The 20,671-nt window shown below is 71.8% G+C and carries 19 protein-coding genes; 13 read left to right on the top strand and 6 right to left on the bottom strand.

All coding sequences use genetic code 11. The features are described from left to right. Nucleotides 1-106: 106 nt before the first annotated feature. The gene (gene hisN, locus ACGFW6_RS29850; RefSeq protein WP_393516496.1) at nucleotides 107-907 is read right to left on the bottom strand and encodes a histidinol-phosphatase; all 801 of its coding nucleotides are present in this window, start codon (nucleotides 905-907) and stop codon (nucleotides 107-109) included. A gap of 470 nt (nucleotides 908-1,377) precedes the next feature. Here hisN and ACGFW6_RS29845 point away from each other — a divergent pair, with 470 nt between their 5' ends. Further along, a complete protein-coding gene (locus tag ACGFW6_RS29845) occupies nucleotides 1,378-1,986 on the top strand; it encodes a TetR/AcrR family transcriptional regulator (RefSeq protein ID WP_393516493.1) in 609 nt (202 codons plus the stop codon). Between the two features lie 20 nt (nucleotides 1,987-2,006). On the opposite strand, the gene ACGFW6_RS29840 is transcribed toward ACGFW6_RS29845, so the two are convergent. The 5 genes from ACGFW6_RS29840 to ACGFW6_RS29820 all read right to left on the bottom strand — a co-directional run bounded on the left by ACGFW6_RS29840 (nucleotide 2,007) and on the right by ACGFW6_RS29820 (nucleotide 8,802). Further along, nucleotides 2,007-2,330: a DMT family transporter gene (locus ACGFW6_RS29840; RefSeq protein ID WP_393516490.1), complete on the bottom strand. Its 324-nt coding sequence runs from the start codon at nucleotides 2,328-2,330 to the stop codon at nucleotides 2,007-2,009. Nucleotides 2,331-2,465: 135 nt separating this feature from the next. Beyond that, on the bottom strand, nucleotides 2,466-3,476 hold the full coding sequence (gene rsgA / locus ACGFW6_RS29835; RefSeq protein WP_393516487.1) for a ribosome small subunit-dependent GTPase A: 1,011 nt from the start codon (nucleotides 3,474-3,476) through the stop codon (nucleotides 2,466-2,468). A gap of 10 nt (nucleotides 3,477-3,486) precedes the next feature. Continuing rightward, a complete protein-coding gene (aroA, locus tag ACGFW6_RS29830) occupies nucleotides 3,487-4,806 on the bottom strand; it encodes a 3-phosphoshikimate 1-carboxyvinyltransferase (protein WP_393516484.1) in 1,320 nt (439 codons plus the stop codon). Nucleotides 4,807-4,904: 98 nt separating this feature from the next. After that, entirely contained in the window at nucleotides 4,905-5,627 is a 723-nt protein-coding gene (locus ACGFW6_RS29825) for a M50 family metallopeptidase (RefSeq protein WP_393516481.1), read from the bottom strand. Nucleotides 5,628-5,781: 154 nt separating this feature from the next. Further along, nucleotides 5,782-8,802: an AAA family ATPase gene (locus ACGFW6_RS29820; RefSeq protein WP_393516478.1), complete on the bottom strand. Its 3,021-nt coding sequence runs from the start codon at nucleotides 8,800-8,802 to the stop codon at nucleotides 5,782-5,784. A 261-nt stretch (nucleotides 8,803-9,063) separates the two neighbouring features. Here ACGFW6_RS29820 and ACGFW6_RS29815 point away from each other — a divergent pair, with 261 nt between their 5' ends. The 12 genes from ACGFW6_RS29815 to ACGFW6_RS29760 all read left to right on the top strand — a co-directional run bounded on the left by ACGFW6_RS29815 (nucleotide 9,064) and on the right by ACGFW6_RS29760 (nucleotide 20,668). Then, nucleotides 9,064-9,705: a hypothetical protein gene (locus tag ACGFW6_RS29815; RefSeq protein WP_393516475.1), complete on the top strand. Its 642-nt coding sequence runs from the start codon at nucleotides 9,064-9,066 to the stop codon at nucleotides 9,703-9,705. A gap of 46 nt (nucleotides 9,706-9,751) precedes the next feature. Next, complete coding sequence (locus ACGFW6_RS29810; RefSeq protein ID WP_393516472.1) at nucleotides 9,752-10,507, top strand: dienelactone hydrolase family protein; 756 nt, start codon at nucleotides 9,752-9,754, stop codon at nucleotides 10,505-10,507. Nucleotides 10,508-10,582: 75 nt separating this feature from the next. Continuing rightward, the gene (locus ACGFW6_RS29805; RefSeq protein ID WP_393516469.1) at nucleotides 10,583-11,398 is read left to right on the top strand and encodes an SOS response-associated peptidase; all 816 of its coding nucleotides are present in this window, start codon (nucleotides 10,583-10,585) and stop codon (nucleotides 11,396-11,398) included. A gap of 19 nt (nucleotides 11,399-11,417) precedes the next feature. Then, nucleotides 11,418-12,047 (top strand): alpha/beta family hydrolase, encoded by a 630-nt coding sequence (locus ACGFW6_RS29800; protein ID WP_393516698.1) that lies wholly within the window; start codon nucleotides 11,418-11,420, stop codon nucleotides 12,045-12,047. Between the two features lie 257 nt (nucleotides 12,048-12,304). Further along, a complete protein-coding gene (sigR, locus tag ACGFW6_RS29795) occupies nucleotides 12,305-13,000 on the top strand; it encodes an RNA polymerase sigma factor SigR (RefSeq protein WP_393516695.1) in 696 nt (231 codons plus the stop codon). Continuing rightward, nucleotides 12,997-13,299: a mycothiol system anti-sigma-R factor gene (gene rsrA, locus ACGFW6_RS29790; RefSeq protein ID WP_393516466.1), complete on the top strand. Its 303-nt coding sequence runs from the start codon at nucleotides 12,997-12,999 to the stop codon at nucleotides 13,297-13,299. The genes sigR and rsrA overlap by 4 nt, the downstream gene beginning before the upstream one ends. A 108-nt stretch (nucleotides 13,300-13,407) precedes the next feature. After that, nucleotides 13,408-14,697 (top strand): HD-GYP domain-containing protein, encoded by a 1,290-nt coding sequence (locus tag ACGFW6_RS29785; RefSeq protein WP_393516463.1) that lies wholly within the window; start codon nucleotides 13,408-13,410, stop codon nucleotides 14,695-14,697. Next, the gene (locus ACGFW6_RS29780) at nucleotides 14,694-15,980 is read left to right on the top strand and encodes an HD-GYP domain-containing protein (RefSeq protein WP_393516460.1); all 1,287 of its coding nucleotides are present in this window, start codon (nucleotides 14,694-14,696) and stop codon (nucleotides 15,978-15,980) included. The genes ACGFW6_RS29785 and ACGFW6_RS29780 overlap by 4 nt, the downstream gene beginning before the upstream one ends. A 145-nt stretch (nucleotides 15,981-16,125) precedes the next feature. After that, the gene (locus tag ACGFW6_RS29775) at nucleotides 16,126-17,106 is read left to right on the top strand and encodes a tetratricopeptide repeat protein (protein ID WP_393516457.1); all 981 of its coding nucleotides are present in this window, start codon (nucleotides 16,126-16,128) and stop codon (nucleotides 17,104-17,106) included. Between the two features lie 144 nt (nucleotides 17,107-17,250). Next, complete coding sequence (gene def, locus ACGFW6_RS29770; protein WP_393516454.1) at nucleotides 17,251-17,901, top strand: peptide deformylase; 651 nt, start codon at nucleotides 17,251-17,253, stop codon at nucleotides 17,899-17,901. A 299-nt stretch (nucleotides 17,902-18,200) separates the two neighbouring features. Further along, entirely contained in the window at nucleotides 18,201-19,286 is a 1,086-nt protein-coding gene (gene cyc1, locus ACGFW6_RS29765; RefSeq protein WP_393516451.1) for an epi-isozizaene synthase, read from the top strand. Next, nucleotides 19,283-20,668 (top strand): cytochrome P450, encoded by a 1,386-nt coding sequence (locus ACGFW6_RS29760; protein WP_393516448.1) that lies wholly within the window; start codon nucleotides 19,283-19,285, stop codon nucleotides 20,666-20,668. The genes cyc1 and ACGFW6_RS29760 overlap by 4 nt, the downstream gene beginning before the upstream one ends. The last annotated feature ends 3 nt before the right edge of the window (nucleotides 20,669-20,671 follow it).

Below are 20,671 nucleotides of genomic sequence, written 5' to 3'. Positions count from 1 at the left end.
AGCCACCTCCTGATGTGCCCCCGCACCGATTGTTCATGGATTCACAAATTCACAAGTGGGGGGACTCTCAGAGTGACAGGTAAAGAGGGGGTCAACAAGGGGGCGCTCAGTAGCGCTCGTTGAGGTACCCCAGGAGCTCGTCGTGCAGCAGGCCGTTCGAGGCGGCGGCGTTGCCGCTGTGCGGGCCGGGGCGGCCGTCGAGGCCGGTGAAGGTGCCGCCCGCCTCCGTCACGATGATCGCGTTGGCGGCCATGTCCCACAGGGAGAGCTCGGGCTCGGCGCAGATGTCCACCGAACCCTCGGCGACCATCATGTACGGCCAGAAGTCGCCGTAGGCGCGCGTGCGCCAGACCTCGCGCGTCAGATCGAGGAAACCGTTCAGCCGGCCCCGCTCCTCCCAGCCGCCGAGCGAGGAGTACGCGAACGAGGCGTCCGACAGCTTCGAGACCTGGGAGACGCGCAGCCGGGACGCCGACGACAGGCTGCGGCCGGCGAAGGCGCCGTGTCCCTTGGCGGCCCACCAGCGCCGGCCGAGCGCGGGCGCCGACACGAGACCGACGACCGGCTGGAAACCGCCCTCGACGGCCTCCATGAGGGAGATGAGCGTGGCCCAGACGGGGACGCCGCGCACGTAGTTCTTGGTGCCGTCGATCGGATCGATGACCCAGCGGCGGGGCCCGGTGCCCTCGACGCCGTACTCCTCCCCGAGGATCGCGTCTCTCGGGCGGGCGCGCTGCAACTGGCCCCGGATCAGCTCCTCGGCGCCCTTGTCGGCCTCGCTCACGGGGGTCATGTCCGGCTTCGTCTCGACCTTGAGGTCGAGGGCCTTGAATCGGTCCATGGTGGTGGCGTCGGCGGCGTCCGCGAGGACGTGGGCGAGGCGGAGATCGTCGAGGTAGTCCGGCATGGGACGAACGCTATCTGCCGTGGTCGGGCTGGGGCTACTAGGCCAGGGGCTCGTGGGCGGGTTGTGCACGGTTGGCGGGGTGCCCGTGTGCATACCATCGGTGCGCCGTGTGCTCGGCCTGTCTGCCCGCCCCGAGGAGAGGCGCGGCCGGGTGGCCGGCAGCCGTCTGCCGAGCGCCTGCTCAGTCCCCGAGGGTGCCGCGACGGCTTCGTCGCCGTCTGCGGAGCGTGTACTCAGTCGTCGGGGAGAGGCGCGGTCGACGGCTTCGTCGCCGTGTGCCGAGCGTCTGCTCGGTCGTCGGGGAGAGGCGCGGTCGACGGCTTCGATGCCGCCCGCCGTGCGTCCTCTCGGTCGGCGGGGACCCGCGCGCCCCGGCCCCCTGGCGCCCCCGCATGCCCTCGCGAACCCTTGACAGTGCCCCCGTGCGCGTCAAATCTGGGCGCAGAGTCGCTCCTCCCCGGGAGGCGAAGATGCCTGCAGCGCGGGAATCCCTGCTGGACGCCGCTTTCACGGCGCTGGCGCGCCGGTCGTGGTCCGCCGTGCGGATGGTGGACGTGGCCGCGGCGGCCGGAGTGTCCCGGCAGACGCTGTACAACGAGTTCGGCAGCAAGGAAGGGCTCGCGCGTGCGCTCGTGAGGAGGGAGGCCGACGGCTACCTCGCCGGCGTGGACCGCGCCCTCGCCACCCCCAGCGACGCCCGCGACCGCCTCACCGCCGCCGCGGAGTGGACCGCCGGCCTCGCCCGGGACAACGCCCTGGTGCGCGCCATGCTCACCGGCTGCTGGGGCGAACGCCTGCCCTCGCCGACCCTGTCCGCCGTCCCGTCCTCCTCGGCGGTCCCGGCGCAGCGCCGCGCCGACGGGCCCCTGCCGTCACCCGGTGACTTCGTGGCCATCGTGCGCGACCGCGCCGTATCGGTACTGGCCGGGCCCGGCAACAGCAAGCCCGACACCGCCGACCTCGCCCGCTCCTGCGAACTCGTCGTGCGGCTGGCCCTGTCCTGTGTCGCCGCCCCACCCGGCGAGGGAGGGGTCGCCGATCTCGTACGCAGCGCGCTGTACCGGCAGTTGCCGGGCTGACCCGGTGGGACGGACGGGCCTCACTGCGCGGATCCGGACAGTTGCAGGCCGATGACGCCCACGATCACCAGCGTGATCGACAGGATCTTCAGCGTCGACACGATGTCCCCGAGGAAGACCATGCCGTAGATCGCCGTGCCCGCCGCGCCGATCCCCGTCCACACCGCGTACGCCGGCCCGACGTCGAGCTTGCGCAGCGAGAGCGTCAGCAGTCCGAAGCTGCCGAGGGCGAAGATGCAGAAGGCGACCGTCGGCCAGAGCCGGGTGAAGCCGTGCGACAGCTTCAGACAGACGGCGAAGCCGGTTTCGAGCAGCCCCGCCACGATGACCAGCAGCCACGCCATGTGCTGTCCTCCCGTATCCCCACGTACTGTGACCGCTTCGTCAGGCTTGGATCCGGCTCGGTGCGATTATGCCTTTACCGGACTCACAGGAAGACAAACAACGCGAAGGTCAATCGCCTTCCTCAGCCGCCTTCCTCAGTCGCCTTCCTTGCGCTCACGCGTGGCCAGCAGTCGTCGCAGCGAGTACAACCGCGCGGGATCGGCGTGCCCCTGTGCGACCCAGTCGTCCAGCGCGCAGTCCGGTTCGTCATGACTGCACGCACGCGGACAGCCCTCGGTTCCCGACTCCAGGTCGGGGAAGGCGTGGATCACCCGCGAGGGATCGACGTGTGCCAGGCCGAACGACCGCACCCCGGGGGTGTCGATCACCCAGCCGTCCATCTCCGGCAACGGCAGGGCCAGCGCCGACGTCGTCGTGTGCCGGCCGCGTCCCGTCACCGCGTTCACATGCCCCGTCGAACGCCGGCGCTCGTGCGGCACCAGAGCGTTCACCAAGGTCGTCTTGCCCACGCCGGAGTGGCCGACGAACGCCGTGACCCGGCCGCCCAGTTGCTCGCGCACCCGGTCCGCGGCGTCCCCGGCCTCCAGTTCCGCACGGCTGGTGACGACGTAGGGGATGTCCAACGCCCCGTACAGCTCCAGGATTTCGTCCGGTGCCGCCAGGTCCGACTTGGTCAGCACCAGCAGCGGTTCGAGCCCTCCGTCGAACGCCGCCACCAGACAGCGGTCGATCAGCCGGGGCCGCGGCTCGGGGTCGGCGAGGGCGGTGACGATGGCGAGTTGGTCGGCGTTGGCGACCACCACCCGCTCGAACGGATCGTCGTCGTCGGCGGTGCGGCGCAGCACCGAACTGCGCTCCTCGATCCGCACGATGCGCGCGAGGGTGTCCTTGTTGCCGGACAGATCGCCGACCAGTGCCACCCGGTCCCCGACCACCGCGGCCTTGCGGCCGAGTTCGCGGGCCTTCATCGCCATCACGACCCGGTCGTCGACGAGGCAGGTCAGCCGCCCCCGGTCGACGGTGAGGACCATGCCCTCGGCGGCGTCCTCGTGCTTGGGCCGGATGTTCGTACGGGGTCGGGTGTTCCGGCGTCCCGGGCGGGTGCGGATGTCGTCCTCGTCGGTGTGCTTGCCGTAGCGGCGCATGGCGGTGTCCCTACGCCCCGAGCATCCCGGTCCACAGCTCGGGGAAGTCCGGCAGGGTCTTCGCCGTCGTGGCCACGTTCTCGATCCGCACGCCGTCGACCGCGAGGCCGATGATCGCGCCGGCGGTCGCCATGCGATGGTCCTCGTAGGTGTGGAAGACGCCGCCGTGCAGCCGGCGCGGGCGGATGTGCAGGCCGTCGGCGGTCTCGGTCACGTCACCGCCGAGTTCGTTGATCTCCTTGGTGAGCGCGGCCAGCCGGTCCGTCTCGTGCAGCCGCAGGTGCGCGACCCCGCGCAGGGTGGAGGGGGAGTCCGCGAGCGCCGCCACGGCGGCGATGCCCGGGGTGAGTTCGCCGACCTCGCTCAGGTCCACGTCGATGCCGTGCACGGCACCCGAACCGGTGAACACGAGCCCGTACTCGGTGAGTTCGCAGGAACCGCCCATCTCGGTGAAGATCTCCCGCAGCCGGTCACCGGGCTGGGTGGTGCGGGCCGGCCAGTCCGGGACGAGCACCTTGCCGCCGGTCACCAGCGCCGCCGCCAGGAACGGCTGGGCGTTGGACAGGTCCGGCTCGATGGTCAGATCACGGCCGAGCAGGGCGCCCGGCGTGACCCGCCAGACGTTCGGCTCGCCGCCCGACTCCGGGGTGTCCACCTGGGCGCCGACGGCGCGCAGCATGTCCACGGTCATGCGGATGTGCGGCATGGAGGGCAGCGAGGAGCCGGTGTGCCGGACCTCGACGCCCTGGTTGAAGCGCGGTCCCGACAGCAGCAGCGCCGACACGAACTGGGACGACGACGAGGCGTCGATCTCCACCGCGCCGCCCTCCAGCGCACCCCCGCCGTGCACGGTGAGCGGCAGCGCGCCCCGGCCGTCGTCGTCGATCCGGGCGCCCAGGGCGCGCAGGGCGTCGATCACTCCGTGCAGGGGACGTTCGTACGACCGGGGGTCGCCGTCGAAGCGGACGGGACCGTCGGCGAGCGCGGCGACCGGCGGCAGGAAGCGCATCACCGTGCCGGCGTTGCCGACGTCGACCGTGGCCGGGCCCCGCAGGCCCGCCGGGAGCACCCGCCACGCCTCGCCGGTGCCCTCCGGGCCGACGCCTTCCTCGATGCCGACACCCATGGTGCGCAGGGCGCCGGCCATCAGCAGGGTGTCGCGGGAACGCAGCGGGCGGCGCAGCCAGCCCGGCTCGCTCGCCAGGGCGGCGAGGACGAGGGCGCGGTTGGTGACCGACTTGGACCCCGGCACGTGGACCGTCGCGTCGACGGGTCCGCTCGCGTGCGGGGCGGGCCAGAGGGCGGTGTGTGCGGCGGGGTTTTGGGCCATGGGTTCACTTTATAAGCAGGCGGGGGCTCGGGTGCGGCGCCGTGGGGGCCGGTCGCGCGGTTCGCCGCGCCTCCGCAGACGCTGCCCTTCGGGGCGCGTCACAGTTCCAGCAACCACCTTCCCCCGCCTATCAGCGAACACAGCGACACCGCGTGGAACAGGAACAGCCACAGCCCCGCCGGCACATGCGTCAGCCGGGACAGCTGGTCCGCGTCCGAGTCGCCCGCCCCGCCCCGTGACCGCTTCGCCTGCAGCTCGAAGGCCGGCCTGACGCCGCCCACGAGGAGGAACCAGACCACGGTGTACGCGAACGCGGCCTGGATCTGGGGTCCCGCGAGCCACGACACCACCACGAACGTGCCGCCCGTGACGAACACCGTCAGTGCCCCGTAGGCATTGCGGATCATCACCAGCATCGCCACCAGCAGGGCGGTCGCCAGCCACAGCAGGAGCGTGATCCGGCCCGCGCCCAGCAGCGCTGCGCCGCCCAGGCCCAGCAGCGGGGGAGCCGTGTAGCCGGCGGCCGCGGTGAGGATCATGCCGATGCCGTGCGGCTTGCCGCGGCTGACGGTGAGGCCGCTGGTGTCGGAGTGCAGGCGTATGCCGGTCAGCGTCCGGCCGGTCAGCAGCGCGACCAGGCCGTGGCCGCCCTCATGGGCGATGGTGATGGCGTTGCGCGAGAGGCGCCACAGGTTGTGCGGGACGACCACGGCGAGCGCGGCGACCAGTGTGGCGAGCACCACCCACAGATCCGGGTCGGGCTGGGTGCCGGCGACCTCGTCCCAGAGGGAGGCGAGCGAGGCGGATGCGGTGCTGTCCATGGAGGGCTTTGGCTCCCTTGGGGTCGGACGGAATCTGGCAGTGTGGCACGCGCGCATGGGCGTCAGCTGAGACGCCGGCCCGGCAGCGATCGTTCCTCGTGGCAAACGCACAGGTCACAGCGCGGGAGTCGGGAATGAGCCGAGGCGTACCGGGTCACTGCCCGCCGGCGTAGCGGCGGGCCAGGGCGATCAGGGCGGCCCGGCCGCTCCGGTCCGTGCGGTTCCTGAGGCTCGCGAGGTGTTTCTCGACGGTGCGTGGCGAGAGGAAGAGGTGCTCGGCGATCTCCTGGTTGCCGAGTCCCCGGCCGAGCAGGCGCAGCACCTCGTACTCCCGCGCGGTCACCCCCGCCCGCCGCAGCTCCTGCGGAATCGAGTCGTGGCCCCGGCGACGGCGGGAAACGGGCGAGCCCGCCTCCCGCAGCAGGGCGCGGCAGGCCGCCGCCACCCGTGTCGTGCCCCGGTCGTGGAAGAACTGCTCGGCGGCGGACAGCCACTCGACGGGGTGCCCCCAGCCGTCGGCGAGCGCCGCGGAGGCGCCCAGGCGCAGACACAGGTGACGGGCCAGGGGGATGGCCTCGGTCCCGGTCAGTGCCTCCTCGGCCGCCTTGGCGGCCTCGCCGGCGCGGCCTTCGCGGCCCAGCAGCACGGCCCGGGACCACCCGGCGAAGGGCCGGTCCCAGTGGACCTGGCTGAGCCGGTCCGCGACGGGCCCGTCCAGCTCCGCCCAGCCGGCCGCGCCCCGCACGGTACGCAGGAGCAGGTACGGGCCCAGGAATCCGGTGACCCCGCGGGTGCTGGGCAGGGCGCGCATGGCCCGGTCCGCCTCGGTGAACTCGGCCAGCGCCCGTTCGGGTTCCTCGCGCAGCAGGGAGCAGATGCCCTGGGCCCAGCCCCACACGGAGGTGTCGGCGTAGCCCCAGAGCGCTCCGGCGCTCCGTCCGGCCAACGCGCTCTCCATGGCGTGCAGCGCGGCCTGGAGCTTGTCCCGCTCGCCGCGGGAGGCGGCGATGATGGCGTCCACTCCGACGCCGATCAGCTGCACCTCCCCCAGCCGCAGTCTGCGGGCCGTCGTCCGCAGCCGCCCGGCGGCCTCCAGGGCCCGGTCCTGCTCGTCGCGCAGCACGTGGGCCTGCGCCAGATGCATGTCGGCCCAGGCCGTCATCAGCACGGCACCGGTCTCCTCGGCCGCCCTGCGCGCGGCCAGCAGCCGATCGGTCCCGGTGATCCGGATCCGGTCCAGTACGCCGAGTTCCAGCAGGCCGCGTATCCGCCAGACCGGCAGCGCATGGGCGTCGGCCGTGGCCACCAGGCGTTCGAAGACCTTCTCCGTCTCGGCCAGGTCCAGGGGCCGCAGGCAGTACCCCAGCATGTTCAGCGCCTTGCAGCTCACCTCCGGCAGCCCGATCGCCTCGGCGGTCGCCACGGCCCCCTCGGCCAGGGCCCTGGCGCTCTCCAGCCGGTCCGGGCGCCGCGAGTTGAGCACCAGGTGCGCGGCGACCGAGTCCAGGGCGGCGCGGGACGCCGGGTCCGGCTCGGCGCCGAGCAGCTCCCGTGCCCGCCGCACCGAGGTCAGGCCCTCCTCCCACTGCTGCGCGGTGGCCGCGGCCCTGGCCCGGATCAGGAAGCCCGCGGCGCGGCGGACGGGCGGCGCGCCGCACGCGGTCAGCACCCGGTCCAGCCGGTCGCCGAGCTCCGGGACGCGCCGGACGTCGCCGGTGAGGACGAGCGTCCCCAGGAGCTCCTCCAGCAGCCCGGCCACGGCCTCGGGCGGGGCGTCCGTCGCGCCGGCGGTCAGCTCCAGGCCCCGGTCGAGGAGTTCCACCGCGGTCAGCAGAGCGCCGCGCAGGACCGCCTGCCGGCCCGCCCGGGTGAGCAGGACGGCCGCCCGTGCCCGCTGCCCGCCGGCGACGCACAGCTCCGCGGCCAGGCGGTACAGGTCGTCGCCCGGGCCACCGCCGATCAGGCCGTCGGGCTCCACGGCCCGCCGGGCAGGACGGCCGGCGTCCCGTGGCAGCGGCCCTGTCGCGTCGGCGGACTCGATCGCGTCGGCGGCGGCGAGGCAGAGCGCCGCGCGTTCCGCGGGCAGCAGCCGGCGGCTGATGGCGTCGGCGGTCAGGGCGTGCCGGAAGGAGTGCCAGCCGGGCTCCTCGGCGGTCGCGCCGTCGGTGACCAGATGGGCGTGTGCCGCCTGCCGCAGCTGGCGGAGCGCCGTCGTCCGGTCGACTCCCGCGACGCGGGCGGCGATGTCCACGGGGAAGCGCCTGCCCAGCACGGCCGCCGCTTCCAGAAGGGCGACGCCGGGCGGCTCCAGGTGGTCCACGCGCTGCAGGACGGCGGCGGCGACCGTCGCGGGCACACCGGCGTCCAGCGAGCCGGTCACCGTCCAGCCGTCGCCCCGCCGCCGGACGAGGCTGCCGCTGTCGACCATGGCGGTCAGCAGCTCCTCCACGACGAAGGGGACGCCTTCGGAGACGGCGTGCAGCCGGTCCAGTACGGCCGCCGGCACCTTGCCCGCGTCGTCGTGGCCCAGACAGCGGGCCGCCAGTTCCGCGGTGTGCGCGGGGCCGAGGCCGGCGAGGCGCAGAGTGCGGGCCGAACGGCGGGACGCGGCGGCCTCGGCGAGGTCGAGTGCGGGACCGGGCCCCCCGCGCAGCGTGGCCAGCAGGACGGCCCGCCGGCCGGGGAGGTTGTCCGTGAGGTAGTCGACGATGGTGAGCGTGTCGGCGTCCGCGTCGTGCAGGTCCTCCAGCACCAGGACACAGCCGCCGGAGCGTCCGAGGGCCGTCAGGAGTCGCAGCACCGCCTCGGCGTAGCCCACCAGCGGCGCGCCGTCCTGCGGCGCCAGCCCGCACAGCCGTGACAGGAGCGGTTCGTAGGGGCCGAGGTCCCCGTCCTCGGGCGCCCCTTCGCCGCGCAGTCCGGAGAACACGGCCTCCGCCAGCGGTCGCAGCGGCACGGCGCGTCCGGCGGACGCGGCCCGCCCGCGCAGCACCCGGAATCCGGAGCTCATGGCGGCGGCGGCGGTCTCCTCGACGAGGCGTGACTTGCCGATGCCCGGCTCGCCCAGCACGAAGACCGACGAGCCCCGCCCCTCGCCCGCCGATGCGACGGCCGTGGTCAGAAGGTCCCGCTCCGGTTCTCTGCCGACCAGCGCCGATGACGACAACGACGACACTCAGGCCCCCCTGCGACCTTTTCCGGGATGTCCCAGCCCTTTTCCGGGATGCCCCGCCGGTCCCCGTCGAATACTCCTTCGAGCGCGTACAGCGTAGTACCCACAAGTCACAGGGGCCGCGCCACTACATGGGGGCTCTTCCCCGATGTCGGCGGTGGCCGGCGGGCGGCACGCTTTCCTCCAGCAGGGCACGGGGGACAGGGCATGGCTCGGGGGGACATGCCCTGCCTGCTGTTCTTTCTTCGATCGGGGGTTGCCGACATGTCTTCAACGCCGCGTGGCGTCGGATGGATCACCGCCGGGCTTCTGGGCGTGGCGCTGTGCGGGTGCTCGTCGCTCACCGCCGGTACGGGAGGGGATTCCGGCGGATCGCCGTCGACGGGCTCGGCGGCGGACGGACCGGACGTACCGGCGTTCGCCGCGGACCTGGAGCGGGTGTGCACGGACGGGCTCGGCTACCCGGGGCTGCCCGCGTACGACCGCACGAAGAAGACCGTGCACCCGGCGATGCTCATGAACAGGTCCGGTGACGACTGGTCGCAGTCCGAGCCGTCCGCCGGCGACTACCCCAAGGGCTGGTTCCTCGGCTACGCGGCCAAGCCGGCCAAGGCCGAGCTGGTCGTCTGCGTCGAGCGCACCAAGGCGACCGCGACCGGCAAGGTGTGCGACATGGAGGGTGACGACGGCAAACCGTTCAAGGTGCGCACGTACAACACCTCGTACCTCCTGAAGGTCGTCGAGGCACGCACCGGCAAGGAGCTGTACCGGCACACGGGGGAGGCCAGGTCCGACGAGTGCCCGGTGTACATGCTCACCTCGGAGGGCGAGGACGCGGACAAGTACTACAACGAAGTGCGGCCCAAGGACTTCCGCAAGAACGTCGGACCCTTCATCGCGCCGTAGGCTTCGGCCCGGCCGTCCCGTCCACGCCCCTCCTCCGGAGGACCGCATGCCCGTCACGACCACCACCGTCGACCTCACCGGGCTCAGCGCCGCCCGCGGCGGCTCCCGTCGGCTCACCGGCCATCTCACCCGGCCCGCCGGGCCGGGCCCGTGGCCCGGTGTCGTCGTGGTCCACGAGGCGCTGGGCGTCAATGACGTGATGCACCGCCAGGCGGACCGGCTCGCGAGCGCCGGGTACCTCGTCCTGATGCCGGACCTCTTCACCGACGGAGGGGCCGTGCGCTGCCTGGTGCCGACCTTCCGGGCGGCCCTGTCCGGACACGGCCGTGCCTTCCACGACATCGGGGCGGCCCGCACCCGCCTCGCCCAGGATCCCGACTGCACCGGGCGGATCGGCGTCATCGGCTTCTGCATGGGCGGCTCGTTCGCCCTCCTCGCGCTGAGCGACGGCGAGTTCGACGCCGCCTCCGTCAACTACGGCCGTCCGCCGAAGGATCTCGACGCGGCGCTCGACGGCGCCTGCCCCGTCGTCGCGAGCTACGGGGCCCGCGACCGTACGCTGCGCGGCGCGGCGCCCGCACTGGAGGCGGCGCTCGACCGGCTCGGCGTCGTCCACGACGTCAAGGAGTACCCGCGGGCCGGGCACTCCTTCCTCAACGACGCCGAGGTCGGACCGCGCGCCCTGCGTCCGCTGATGCGTGTCGCCGGGATCAGGCCGCACCCGGAGTCCGCCGTCGACGCCTGGCGGCGCATCGACGAGTTCTTCGCCGCACACCTCACGGCGGAAGACCGGAAGGGCTGATCGACGGCGGAGCGCCGTGGCTCGTGCGGAAGCGGTCTGCCACTCTTGAACGTCAGCTCGGAGGGGTGATTGCAGATGTGCGGACGGTATGCGGCCAGTCGTGGGCCCGAGGATCTCGCGGGAATCTTCGAGATCGAGAAGTGGGAGCCCGAGGAGACCCTCGAGGCGGACTACAACGTGGCTCCGACCAAGGAGGTCCACGTCGTCCTCGACCGCACCTTGAAGGACGCGGACGACCCGCGGCCGGTCCGGCAGCTGCGCAAGCTGAAGTGGGGACTGGTGCCCAGCTGGTCCAAGACCCCCGAGAGCGCCTTCAAGATGATCAACGCGCGCGCGGAGACGGTGCACGAGAAGCCGTCGTACCGGCGGGCGTTCACCTCCCGGCGCTGCATCATCCCCGCCGACGGCTACTACGAGTGGGTCACCGGCACGCAGGAGCGGGACCTGGAGGTCGAGGGGAAGCGGAAACGGCCGCGCAAGCAGCCGTACTTCGTGCTGCCCGCCGACGGGTCGGTGTTCGCGATGGCCGGACTGTACGAGTTCTGGCGGGACAGCACGCTGCCGGACGAGCACCCGCAGGCCTGGTGGGTGACCTGCTCCGTCATCACCACGGAGGCCGAGACGACCCCGCTGGCCGTCGCGCCCGAGGAGGGCCCGCACACGCTCGCCGAGATCCACCCCCGGATGCCGCTGATGCTGACACCGGACCGCTGGGACGCCTGGCTCGACCCGTCCCGCAAGGACCCCGAGGAACTGCGCACGCTGCTGACCGCGCCGCCCGCCGGGCTGATGCGCGCCTATCCCGTCTCCACGCTGGTCAGCAACGTCCGCAACAACGGCCCGGAGCTGCTGAAGGAGCTGGACGGGCCCGAAGAGGGCACACTTTTCTGACGTGACGACCGAGTCTGATGTGACGACCGAGATCATCGGTACGGATGCGGGGGACGCCCGCATCACCTGGCACCGTGCGAAGAAGGCACGGCTGGTCCTGGCCGCGAGCCACGGCGCCGGCGGCGGCATCGGGGCGCGTGATTTGGTGGCGCTCGCCGAGGTCCTGCCCGCCCACGGCGTGACCGTCGCCCTCGTCGAGCAGCCCTGGCGGGTGGCCGGCAAGAAGGTGGCGCCCGCGCCGAGGACGCTGGACGTCGGCTGGCGGGGCGTGTGGCCCGCGCTCGCCGCGCCGGGGCTGCCCGTGATCTCCGGCGGCCGCAGCGCGGGCGCCCGCGTCGCCTGCCGTACCGCCGTCGAACTCGGCGCGCACGCCGTGCTCGCGCTCAGCTTCCCCCTGCACCCGCCGGGCAGGCCCGAGAAGTCCCGCGCCGAGGAACTGCTCGGCGCCGGGGTGCCCACCCTCGTCGTCCAGGGCGGCAACGACCCCTTCGGCAGCCCCGAGGAGTTCCCGGCCGGCGACCACGAACTGGTCGAGGTGCCGTACGGCGATCACGGCTTCGCGGTGCCCAAGCGGGCGCCCCTCGGCCAGGACGAGGCCGTGGCGATCATCACGGACGCGGCGGTGAAGTGGGCCGGGTCACTGAGGTAAAGCTTCGGGAATGATGCGGACCCGGCCTCTGTTGTGGCGGACACGGGTGCTGAAGCACCAGCGCCGATGTCGTAGGAGAGGGAGTCCGCCGCATGGGTTCGACCCACTGCCAGAGCCGCAGCAGCCGCGCCGACCTGGACTGGACGGTGCTGCACGCGGCCAAGACCGCTCCTATTCGAGGGGCGGCGGGTACGGCAGGTCGTCTATCCTCCGATTCAGGTGGGACCGGTTTCGGCCCTGCCCGCAATCTTGAGGAGGTGGGTCCGGTTCCCGGTACCGACGCAGGGACCGACAACGGCCAGGCGGAGCAGCCCGAGGGCCTGGGCACGAGCGTGGACCCGTCCACGGAGTCGACCGCCGAGCGCAGCGCGCGCTTCGAGCGGGACGCGCTCGAATTCCTCGACCAGATGTATTCGGCCGCACTGCGCATGACGCGCAACCCGGCCGACGCGGAGGACCTGGTGCAGGAGACGTACGCCAAGGCGTACGCGTCCTTCCACCAGTTCCGCGAGGGCACCAACCTCAAGGCGTGGCTGTACCGGATCCTCACCAACACCTTCATCAACTCGTACCGCAAGAAGCAGCGTGAACCCCAGCGCTCCGCGGCCGAGGAGATCGAGGACTGGCAGCTCGCGCGTGCCGAGTCGCACATGTCGACGGGTCTGCGCTCCGCGGAGTCGCAGGCGCTCGACCACCTGCCGGACTCGGACGTGAAGGAAGCGCTCCAGGCCATCCCCGAGGAGTTCCGCATCGCCGTGTATCTGGCCGACGTAGAGGGCTTTGCGTACAAGGAGATCGCGGACATCATGGGGACACCCATCGGTACGGTGATGTCCCGGCTGCACCGGGGCCGCCGTCAACTGCGCGGCATGCTCGAGGACTACGCCCGTGAGCGCGGGCTGGTCCCGGCCGGCGCCGGAGAGTCGAACGAAGCGAAAGGCTCGGGCTCATGAGCTGCGGAGAGCCGCACGAGACGGACTGCTCTGAGGTACTCGATCATCTCTACGAGTTCCTCGACAGCGAGATGCCGGACGTCGACCGCGACAAGTTCAAGCAGCACTTCCAGGAGTGCTCGCCGTGCCTGGAGAAGTACGGGCTCGAAGAGGCCGTGAAGAAGCTGGTCAAGCGGTGCTGCGGACATGACGACGTGCCCACCGACCTGCGCGCGAAGGTCCTCGGACGGCTCGATCTGATCCGTTCCGGACAGGCCGTGCCCGAGCACGACGTCTCGGCAGCGCCACAGGAATCCTGAACGCACGCCCGTCACTCGAACGTGCTAATCCCCCGGTCGTAGCACCACGAACCTCCCCCTCGCCGCCCTAGGCTCCCATGCCTGAAGCGCGCGGCCGGGGAGGGGCGTATGGAAGCGACACCCGTACGGGCCCGTGTCTACATCGGCCTCGTCGCTCTCGGTGCCCTGTGGTGTCTGCACGCACTGCCGTCGACGCGCACCCCCTGGTGGGCCGTGGTCCTGCTGGCCGCGCTCTACGCCGGGGGTGAGCGGCTGTCCGGCTCGTTCTACCCGGTGCTCCTCGCCGCCGCCTTCCTGCTGTCACCGTCCGCCGCCGCGCTGGTCGCGGTGCCGGGGGCGCTGATCGCCCCGGCCGGCGGCAGGCCCCAGCCGCTGCGGCGGCTGTGGCGCGCCGCCCAGCTGGTGGTCGCCGTGTGGCCGGCCGCATGGGTGTACCGGACGCTGGGCGAGCGGGAGGCCGTGGTGGCGGCCGACTTCCCGCATGTGCTGGTGCACGCCGGAGCCGCGGTCCTGACGTTCTGCGTGGTCCTGACCGCGCTGGACGGCGGGATCCTCGCGCTCGCCGAGCGCCGGCCGGTACGCCGGGCCTGGCGCGGGCTGTTCCCGCGCTCGCTCGCCCCGATCGCCGTGCACGGTCTCGCCGGGCTGATGATGGCCGTGCTGTGGCGCAGTCCCTACGGCCCCGTCTCCGCGCTGCTCGTGCTGCTGCCGATGTGCGTCTCGTGGTGGGCGTCCGCCCAGTACCACCGGGAACGCTCGGCCCACCAGGCCACCATCCGGGCGCTCGTCCAGGCCGTCGACATCAAGGACGGCTACACCCGCGGCCACAGCGAGCGGGTCGGCCGGGCCACCATGATGATCGCCCGTGAGCTGGGCCTGGCCGACGAGCGCATCGAGGTGCTCCGCTTCGCCGGGATCCTGCACGACGTCGGCAAGCTCGGCGTGCCCACCCGGTTGCTGCGCAAGAACGGGCCGCTGACGCCCGAGGAACGACGCGTCATCGAGCTGCACCCCGAGTACGGACACGAGATGGTCCGCGGGATCTCCTTCCTCGGCGAGGCACGGGCCGCCGTCCTGCATCACCACGAGCGGCTGGACGGCACCGGCTACCCCTACGGACTGAGCGGAAGTCAGATCCCGGAGTCGGCGCGGGTGGTGGCCGTCGCGGACGCCTTCGATGCGATGACGTCGACGCGTTCCTACTCACGGGCCCGGCCCGTGCCCGTCGCCCTGCGCGAGCTGGAGAAGTGCGCGGGCTCGCAGTTCGACCCCCGGATGGTCACCGCCCTCGTACGGGCCGTCGACCAGCACGGCTGGCACCCCGCCGTGACCGCCGACGAGAGCCCCGCGCCCGTGCCCCGTCCGCAGGTCGCGGGCGCCCCCGGAGCGCACCGATGAGCGGCCCGCGGCCACCGGCCCTGCTCACCCTCGTGCACGGCTGTGCCGCCCTGCTCGCCGCCGGCTGTCTGCTCGGCATGCTGGGGGGCGGCCTCGTCGACCGCGGCATCGCCCTCGCCTTCGGGGTGCTCGTCACCCTCGGTGAGCTCACCCGCTGGACCGGTGCCGAGGGCAGGGAGGCCGCGCCGCTGGGAGCAGCCGCCGCGCTGGCGTACGCCCTGCTCGGGGAGAGCGGCGGCGAGCCCTCGGAGCACGGCGTCGCCCAGGTCATCGGGGTCGTCCTGGCCGCCTCGCTGCTCGGCAGCGTCCCGCACATCGCGCGCGGCCGGCCCGTGCTGGACCATCTCGCCCGGCGCGTGCTCACCGTCGGCTTCGCCGCGGCCTGCTTCCAACCCCTGTTCAACCAGGGCACGTTCCACGGCTGGGGCACCTCCTACGCGCTGCTCCTGCTGGCGATCCTCACCCTCACCACCCTGTGCGACGCCGTGCTCGCGGCGGCGCTGGCGCACGCGCGCACCCGGTGGCCGTTCGGGCCGCTGCTGCGGGACCAGCTGCGGGCGACCCTCGGGGTCGGATCGGCCGTCTGCGCGACGGGCGCGGTGATGGCGCTGGCGGTCGCCGTGGTCGGACTGTGGGCGCTGCCCGTCTTCTCGCTGCCCCTGCTGCTCACCCAGATGTCCGTCCGCCGGTACGCCGCCGTGCGCACTACCTACCGGCAGACCATCGCCTCCCTGGCCCGGGCCACCGAGATCGCCGGGTACACCCCGGCGGGACACGCCCGGCGGGTGGCCGAGCTCAGCCGGGAGGTCGGCCGGGACCTGGGTCTGTCGGAGGCCGAGCTCACCGTGCTGGAGTACGCGGCCCTCATGCACGACATCGGGCAGCTCAGCCTGGTCGACCCGGTGCCGGCCGGCGCCACCGCCGTACTGCCCGTCGAGGAGCAGCGCAGGATCGCGCTGCTCGGCGGCGCGGTCGTACGGCAGACCGGGGTGAGTCCGCAGGTCGCGACGGTCGTGGAGCGGCTCGCCGACCCCGGTCCGGAGCAGCCGGTCGCCGCGCGGATCGTGCGGGCGGTCAACGCCTACGAGGAGAAGGCGCGGGACGCCGGGCCGGACGGCCCGCTGAAGGCCCTGGAGGAGCTGCGGCTGGGTACTTCCGGTGACTACTCACCGGAAGTGGTGGGATCGCTGGCGCGGGTCCTGTCGAGTCGTCGGGCCGGCGCGCTGGCGATGCCGTCGGGCATGCGGCTCCGGGGGAGCCTCGGGCAGGGTGGTGGAGGGTGACGGACGGGCGGTCTGACACCGGCCGTGGCTGGGTAACCCATGGGTAATGAGCGCCCTTCCAGCCGTACGTGGTTGGATGCGAATGAGAGTGTGTCCGGGGGCGAGCACTAGCCAGCCCACTCCACGGAACTGGCAGGCGGGAATCGTGAGGATCTTCGGCAAGGGACGGCACCGGCCCTCCGCCTCCTGGCGGCAGGCCACCGACCGGGCTTTCACGCTCATCGGCGACGGCCGGTACGAGGACGCGGGCGCGCTGCTGACACGTGCCGCCGATCTGGAGCCCTGGCTTTCGGAGTCCTGGTTCAACCTCGCGCTGCTGCACAAGTTCCGGCACGACTGGGAACAGGCCCGGGCGGCCGGACTGCGTGCCGTGGCGCTGCTGGACCGGGAGACCGGGGCGCCCGACTGGTGGAACGTCGGCATCGCCGCCACCGCGCTGCAGGACTGGCCACTGGCCCGGCGGGCCTGGCAGGCGTACGGGCTGCGGGTGCCCGGCGGGGCGACCGAGTCCGGTGAGCCGGCCGGCATGGACCTCGGCAGCGCGGCGGTACGGCTGTCCCCGGAGGGGGAGGCCGAGGTCGTGTGGGGGCGGCGGCTGGACCCCGCCCGGATCGAGGTGCTGTCGATTCCGCTGCCGTCCTCCGGGCGGCGCTGGGGCGAGGTCGTGCTGCACGACGGGGTGCCGCACGGCGAGCGGACCACGGCGGCCGGGCACTCCTTCCCCGTCTTCGACGAGATCGAGCTGTGGGCTCCCTCACCCGTGCCCACCTGGGTGGTCCTCCTGGAGGCCGCCACCGAGGCCGACCGGGACGCGCTGGAGCAGCTCGCCGCCGACGCCGGGTTCGCGGCGGAGGACTGGTCGTCCTCCGTGCGGCTGCTGTGCCGGATGTGCTCCGAGTCGCGGATGCCGTCGGACGAGGGTGACGGGGAGCATCTGGATCCGCACGATCACAGTGAGCCGGGGCATCCGGGGCCGCTCGGGCACCGGACGGACGGGCAGCTGTGGGTGCCGGAGCGGGAGTGCGGGGTGGCTGCGCCGGCCGGGCTGGTTCGGGGGTTGCTGGACGGGTGGGTTGCGGACAGTCCGGACTCCCGGGACTGGCGGGATCTGGAAGAAGTCTGCTAGTCGCGTCGAGGGCGAGGCCGTCCGCAGGCCGCGGGCTGTGTGGGGCTGGTCGCACATTTCCCCGCGCCCCTGTCGGGGCGCGTCCCCCGTACCCTGTATCAGCATCACCCCTCTTTTTCTTGTGCAGGAAGGCATACGTCGGTCATGGCCCAGCAGGACACCGAGCAGCAGCACGCGGGCGTGCTCCCCGTGGACGACGAGGGGTTCGTCGTCGACACCGAGGACACGGAGGAGCGCGAGAACGCCTGGCGTGAGCGCGGCACCTCGCGGCCGATCACCGTGGTGGGGAACCCGGTCCTGCACAAGGAGTGCAAGGACGTCACCGAGTTCGGCGCCGAGCTGGACCAGCTGGTGGCGGACATGTTCGCCTCGCAGCGCACCGCCGAGGGCGTGGGCCTGGCCGCCAACCAGATCGGCGTCGACCTGAAGGTCTTCGTCTACGACTGCCAGGACGACCAGGGCGAGCGGCACGTCGGTGTCGTCTGCAACCCCGTGCTCGTCGAGCTGCCCGCGGAGCGCCGCCGGCTGGACGACAGCAACGAGGGCTGTCTGTCGGTGCCGACCGCGTACGCGCCGCTGGCCCGGCCCGACTACGCCGAGGTGACCGGGCAGGACGAGAAGGGCAACCCGATCAAGGTCCGTGGCACCGGCTACTTCGCTCGGTGTTTGCAGCACGAGACGGACCACCTGTACGGCTACCTCTACATCGACCGGCTCTCCAAGCGCGAGCGCAAGGACGCGCTGCGGCAGATGGCCGAGAACGAGCCCCGCTACCCCGTGGTCGCCAACGACTGAGCACGGCCCTTCGGCCCCACAAGTCCCCTACGCACGGCGCCTGGTCAGGTTCCCCCTCCTGACCAGGCGCCGTTCGCATGTCCGTCGCATGTTCGAACCCTTACACGCAAGTAGTGATCCAAATCCAGTCACAAAGAGGGAGAATCTCGGCACTCGGGGGTAGTGAAAGAAGCAAATCCGTTCCCAAAACGGTCAGTTATGGTGCTGAATGGAAGTGCGGGGATACGCGACGGCGCACGCCCGGCACAGCGGGAGGGGCGTGCACGACGGCACAACTGGCGGCTGAGAGGAGTTTGTTCGTGCATGCTTTCTCGGACAGCACCACAGCGACACCGACGGCGGTCCCGGTTCCACCGTCGCTCTCTCTCCCGATGATCGAAGCGGCCTTTCCCAGGCAACTGCATCCGTATTGGCCCCGGCTCCAGGAGAAGACCCGTGCCTGGCTGCTGAAAAAGCGTCTGATGCCGGCCGACAAGGTCGAAGAATATGCCGACGGCCTTTGCTATACGGACCTGATGGCGGGGTACTACATAGGGGCCCCCGACGAGGTGCTCCAGGCGATTGCGGACTACAGCGCGTGGTTCTTCGTCTGGGACGACCGCCATGACCGTGACATCGTCCATCAGCGAGCCGGCGCGTGGCGGCGGCTCAGGGACCTGCTGCATCTGGCGCTCGACTCCCCGCAGGACCATCTGCACCACGCGGACCCGCTGGTCGCGGGGCTCGCGGACACCGTGACGCGGCTGTACTCGTTCCTGCCGCACAGCTGGAACATCCGCTTCGCCCGGCACTTCCATGCCGTGATCGAGGCCTACGACCAGGAATTCCACAACCGCAGCACAGGGACAATACCCACCGTCGAGGAATACCTCGAACTGCGTCGGCTCACGTTCGCCCACGCGATCTGGACCGATCTGCTGGAGCCGAGCGCAGGAATGGAACTGCCGGACTCCGTGCGGCAACATCCCGCATTTCGACGGGCGGCTCTACTGAGTCAGGAATTCGCCGCCTGGTACAACGATCTGTGTTCATTCCCGAAGGAGATCGCGGGCGACGAGGTACACAATCTCGGAATCAGTCTCATCACCCACAAGGGGCTGACGCTCGAAGAGACGGTGACGGAAGTCAGGCGACGGGTCGAGGATTGCGTCGCCGATTTCCTCGTGGCCGAGCGCGAGGCTCTGCAATTCGCGGGGCTGCTCGCCGACGGCACCTTGTGGGGGGCGCAACTCTGCGCCGCCGTGCGCGCCTGCGTCGGCAATATGCGCAACTGGTTCAGCTCCGTCTACTGGTTCCACCACGAGTCCGGCCGTTACCGGGTGGACAGCTGGGACGACCGGTCCACGCCCCCGTACGTCAACAACGAAGCGGCAGGTGAGAAATGACCGTCGAGTCGGTACGCCCCGAGGCCCAGCCCCGTGCGGCCTCGGAACTGCGTGAACCGCCCCTCGCGGGCGGCGGAGTTCCGCTTCTCGGCCACGGCTGGCGGATGCTCCGTGATCCGCTGGCCTTCGTGACGACGCTGCGCGATCACGGTGACGTCGTACGGATCAAGCTCGGACCCAAGACGGTGTACGCCGTCACCTCGCCCGACCTCACCGGCGCGCTGGCCCTGAGCACCGACTTCCACATCGCCGGGCCGCTGTGGGAGTCCCTGGAGAGCCTGCTCGGCAAGGAGGGCGTGGCCACCGCCAACGGCCCCCGCCACCGGCGTCAGCGGCGCACCATCCAGCCCGCCTTCCGGCTCGACGCGATCCCCGGCTACGGGCCGATCATGGAGGAGGAGGCGCATGCGCTGACGCAGCGCTGGCGGCCCGGCGAGACGGTCGACTGCACGGCCGAGTCCTTCCGGATCGCGGTGCGCGTCGTCGCCCGGTGTCTGCTGCGCGGCGCGTACATGGACGAGCGGGCCGACCGGCTGTGCGCCGCGCTCGACACGCTCTTCCGCGGTATGTACCGGCGCATGGTGATCCCGCTCGGGCCGCTTTACAAGCTGCCTCTCCCAGCCAACCGCGCATTCAACGGCGCCCTGGCCGATTTCCATCTCCTGGTCGACGAGGTCGTCGCCGAACGCCGGGCATCCGGTCAAAAGCCGGACGATTTGCTGACCGCATTGCTGGAGGCGACGGACGAGAATGGCGACCCCATCGGGGAGCAGGAGATCCACGATCAGGTCGTCGCGATATTCACCGCGGGCGCCGAAACGGTGGCCTCCACGATCTTGTGGCTGCTCCATGTGCTCGCGGAACATCCGGAACATGCCGACAAGGTGCGCGCGGAGGTCGAATCCGTCACCGGCGGGCGTCCCGTGGCATTCGGGGACGTCCGCAGCCTGCGGCACACCAACAATGTCGTGGTGGAGGCGATGCGTTTGCGCCCCGCGATCTGGATTCTCACACGACGTGCGGTGACCGATACGTCACTCGGTGGTTATCGCATTCCGGCCGGGGCCGACATCGTCTACAGCCCCTACGCCGTGCAGCGCGACCCGAAGTCCTACGCGCGCAACCTCGACTTCGACCCGGACCGCTGGCTTCCGGAACGCGCCAAGGAGGTACCGAAATACGCCATGAGCCCGTTCGGCGTCGGGAACCGCAAGTGCCCGAGCGATCACTTCTCCATGGCGATGCTGACGCTGATCACGTCGGCCCTGTCCACCGCGTACCGCTTCGAGCAGGTGTCCGGCTCCAACGACGCGACCCGGGTGGGCATCACCCTGCACCCGCACACGCTGCTGCTCAGGCCGGTGGCACGGCAGAGCCAGTGAGTG

Source organism: Streptomyces sp. Y7, from assembly GCF_043195415.1.
In the GTDB taxonomy this organism is placed as follows: Bacteria; Actinomycetota; Actinomycetes; order Streptomycetales; family Streptomycetaceae; genus Streptomyces.
The sequence above is the reverse complement of the archived record's forward strand: the minus strand, read 5'-3'. Positions and strand labels throughout refer to the sequence as shown.

What these genes read in the sequence shown, in the direction of transcription:
- hisN (WP_393516496.1), bottom strand. Translation starts at nt 907, where the DNA reads ATGCCGGACTACCTCGACGATCTCCGCCTCGCCCACGTCCTCGCGGAC.
- ACGFW6_RS29845 (WP_393516493.1), top strand. Translation starts at nt 1,378, where the DNA reads ATGCCTGCAGCGCGGGAATCCCTGCTGGACGCCGCTTTCACGGCGCTG.
- ACGFW6_RS29840 (WP_393516490.1), bottom strand. Translation starts at nt 2,330, where the DNA reads ATGGCGTGGCTGCTGGTCATCGTGGCGGGGCTGCTCGAAACCGGCTTC.
- rsgA (WP_393516487.1), bottom strand. Translation starts at nt 3,476, where the DNA reads ATGCGCCGCTACGGCAAGCACACCGACGAGGACGACATCCGCACCCGC.
- aroA (WP_393516484.1), bottom strand. Translation starts at nt 4,806, where the DNA reads ATGGCCCAAAACCCCGCCGCACACACCGCCCTCTGGCCCGCCCCGCAC.
- ACGFW6_RS29825 (WP_393516481.1), bottom strand. Translation starts at nt 5,627, where the DNA reads ATGGACAGCACCGCATCCGCCTCGCTCGCCTCCCTCTGGGACGAGGTC.
- ACGFW6_RS29815 (WP_393516475.1), top strand. Translation starts at nt 9,064, where the DNA reads ATGTCTTCAACGCCGCGTGGCGTCGGATGGATCACCGCCGGGCTTCTG.
- ACGFW6_RS29810 (WP_393516472.1), top strand. Translation starts at nt 9,752, where the DNA reads ATGCCCGTCACGACCACCACCGTCGACCTCACCGGGCTCAGCGCCGCC.
- ACGFW6_RS29805 (WP_393516469.1), top strand. Translation starts at nt 10,583, where the DNA reads ATGTGCGGACGGTATGCGGCCAGTCGTGGGCCCGAGGATCTCGCGGGA.
- rsrA (WP_393516466.1), top strand. Translation starts at nt 12,997, where the DNA reads ATGAGCTGCGGAGAGCCGCACGAGACGGACTGCTCTGAGGTACTCGAT.
- ACGFW6_RS29785 (WP_393516463.1), top strand. Translation starts at nt 13,408, where the DNA reads ATGGAAGCGACACCCGTACGGGCCCGTGTCTACATCGGCCTCGTCGCT.
- ACGFW6_RS29780 (WP_393516460.1), top strand. Translation starts at nt 14,694, where the DNA reads ATGAGCGGCCCGCGGCCACCGGCCCTGCTCACCCTCGTGCACGGCTGT.
- def (WP_393516454.1), top strand. Translation starts at nt 17,251, where the DNA reads ATGGCCCAGCAGGACACCGAGCAGCAGCACGCGGGCGTGCTCCCCGTG.
- ACGFW6_RS29760 (WP_393516448.1), top strand. Translation starts at nt 19,283, where the DNA reads ATGACCGTCGAGTCGGTACGCCCCGAGGCCCAGCCCCGTGCGGCCTCG.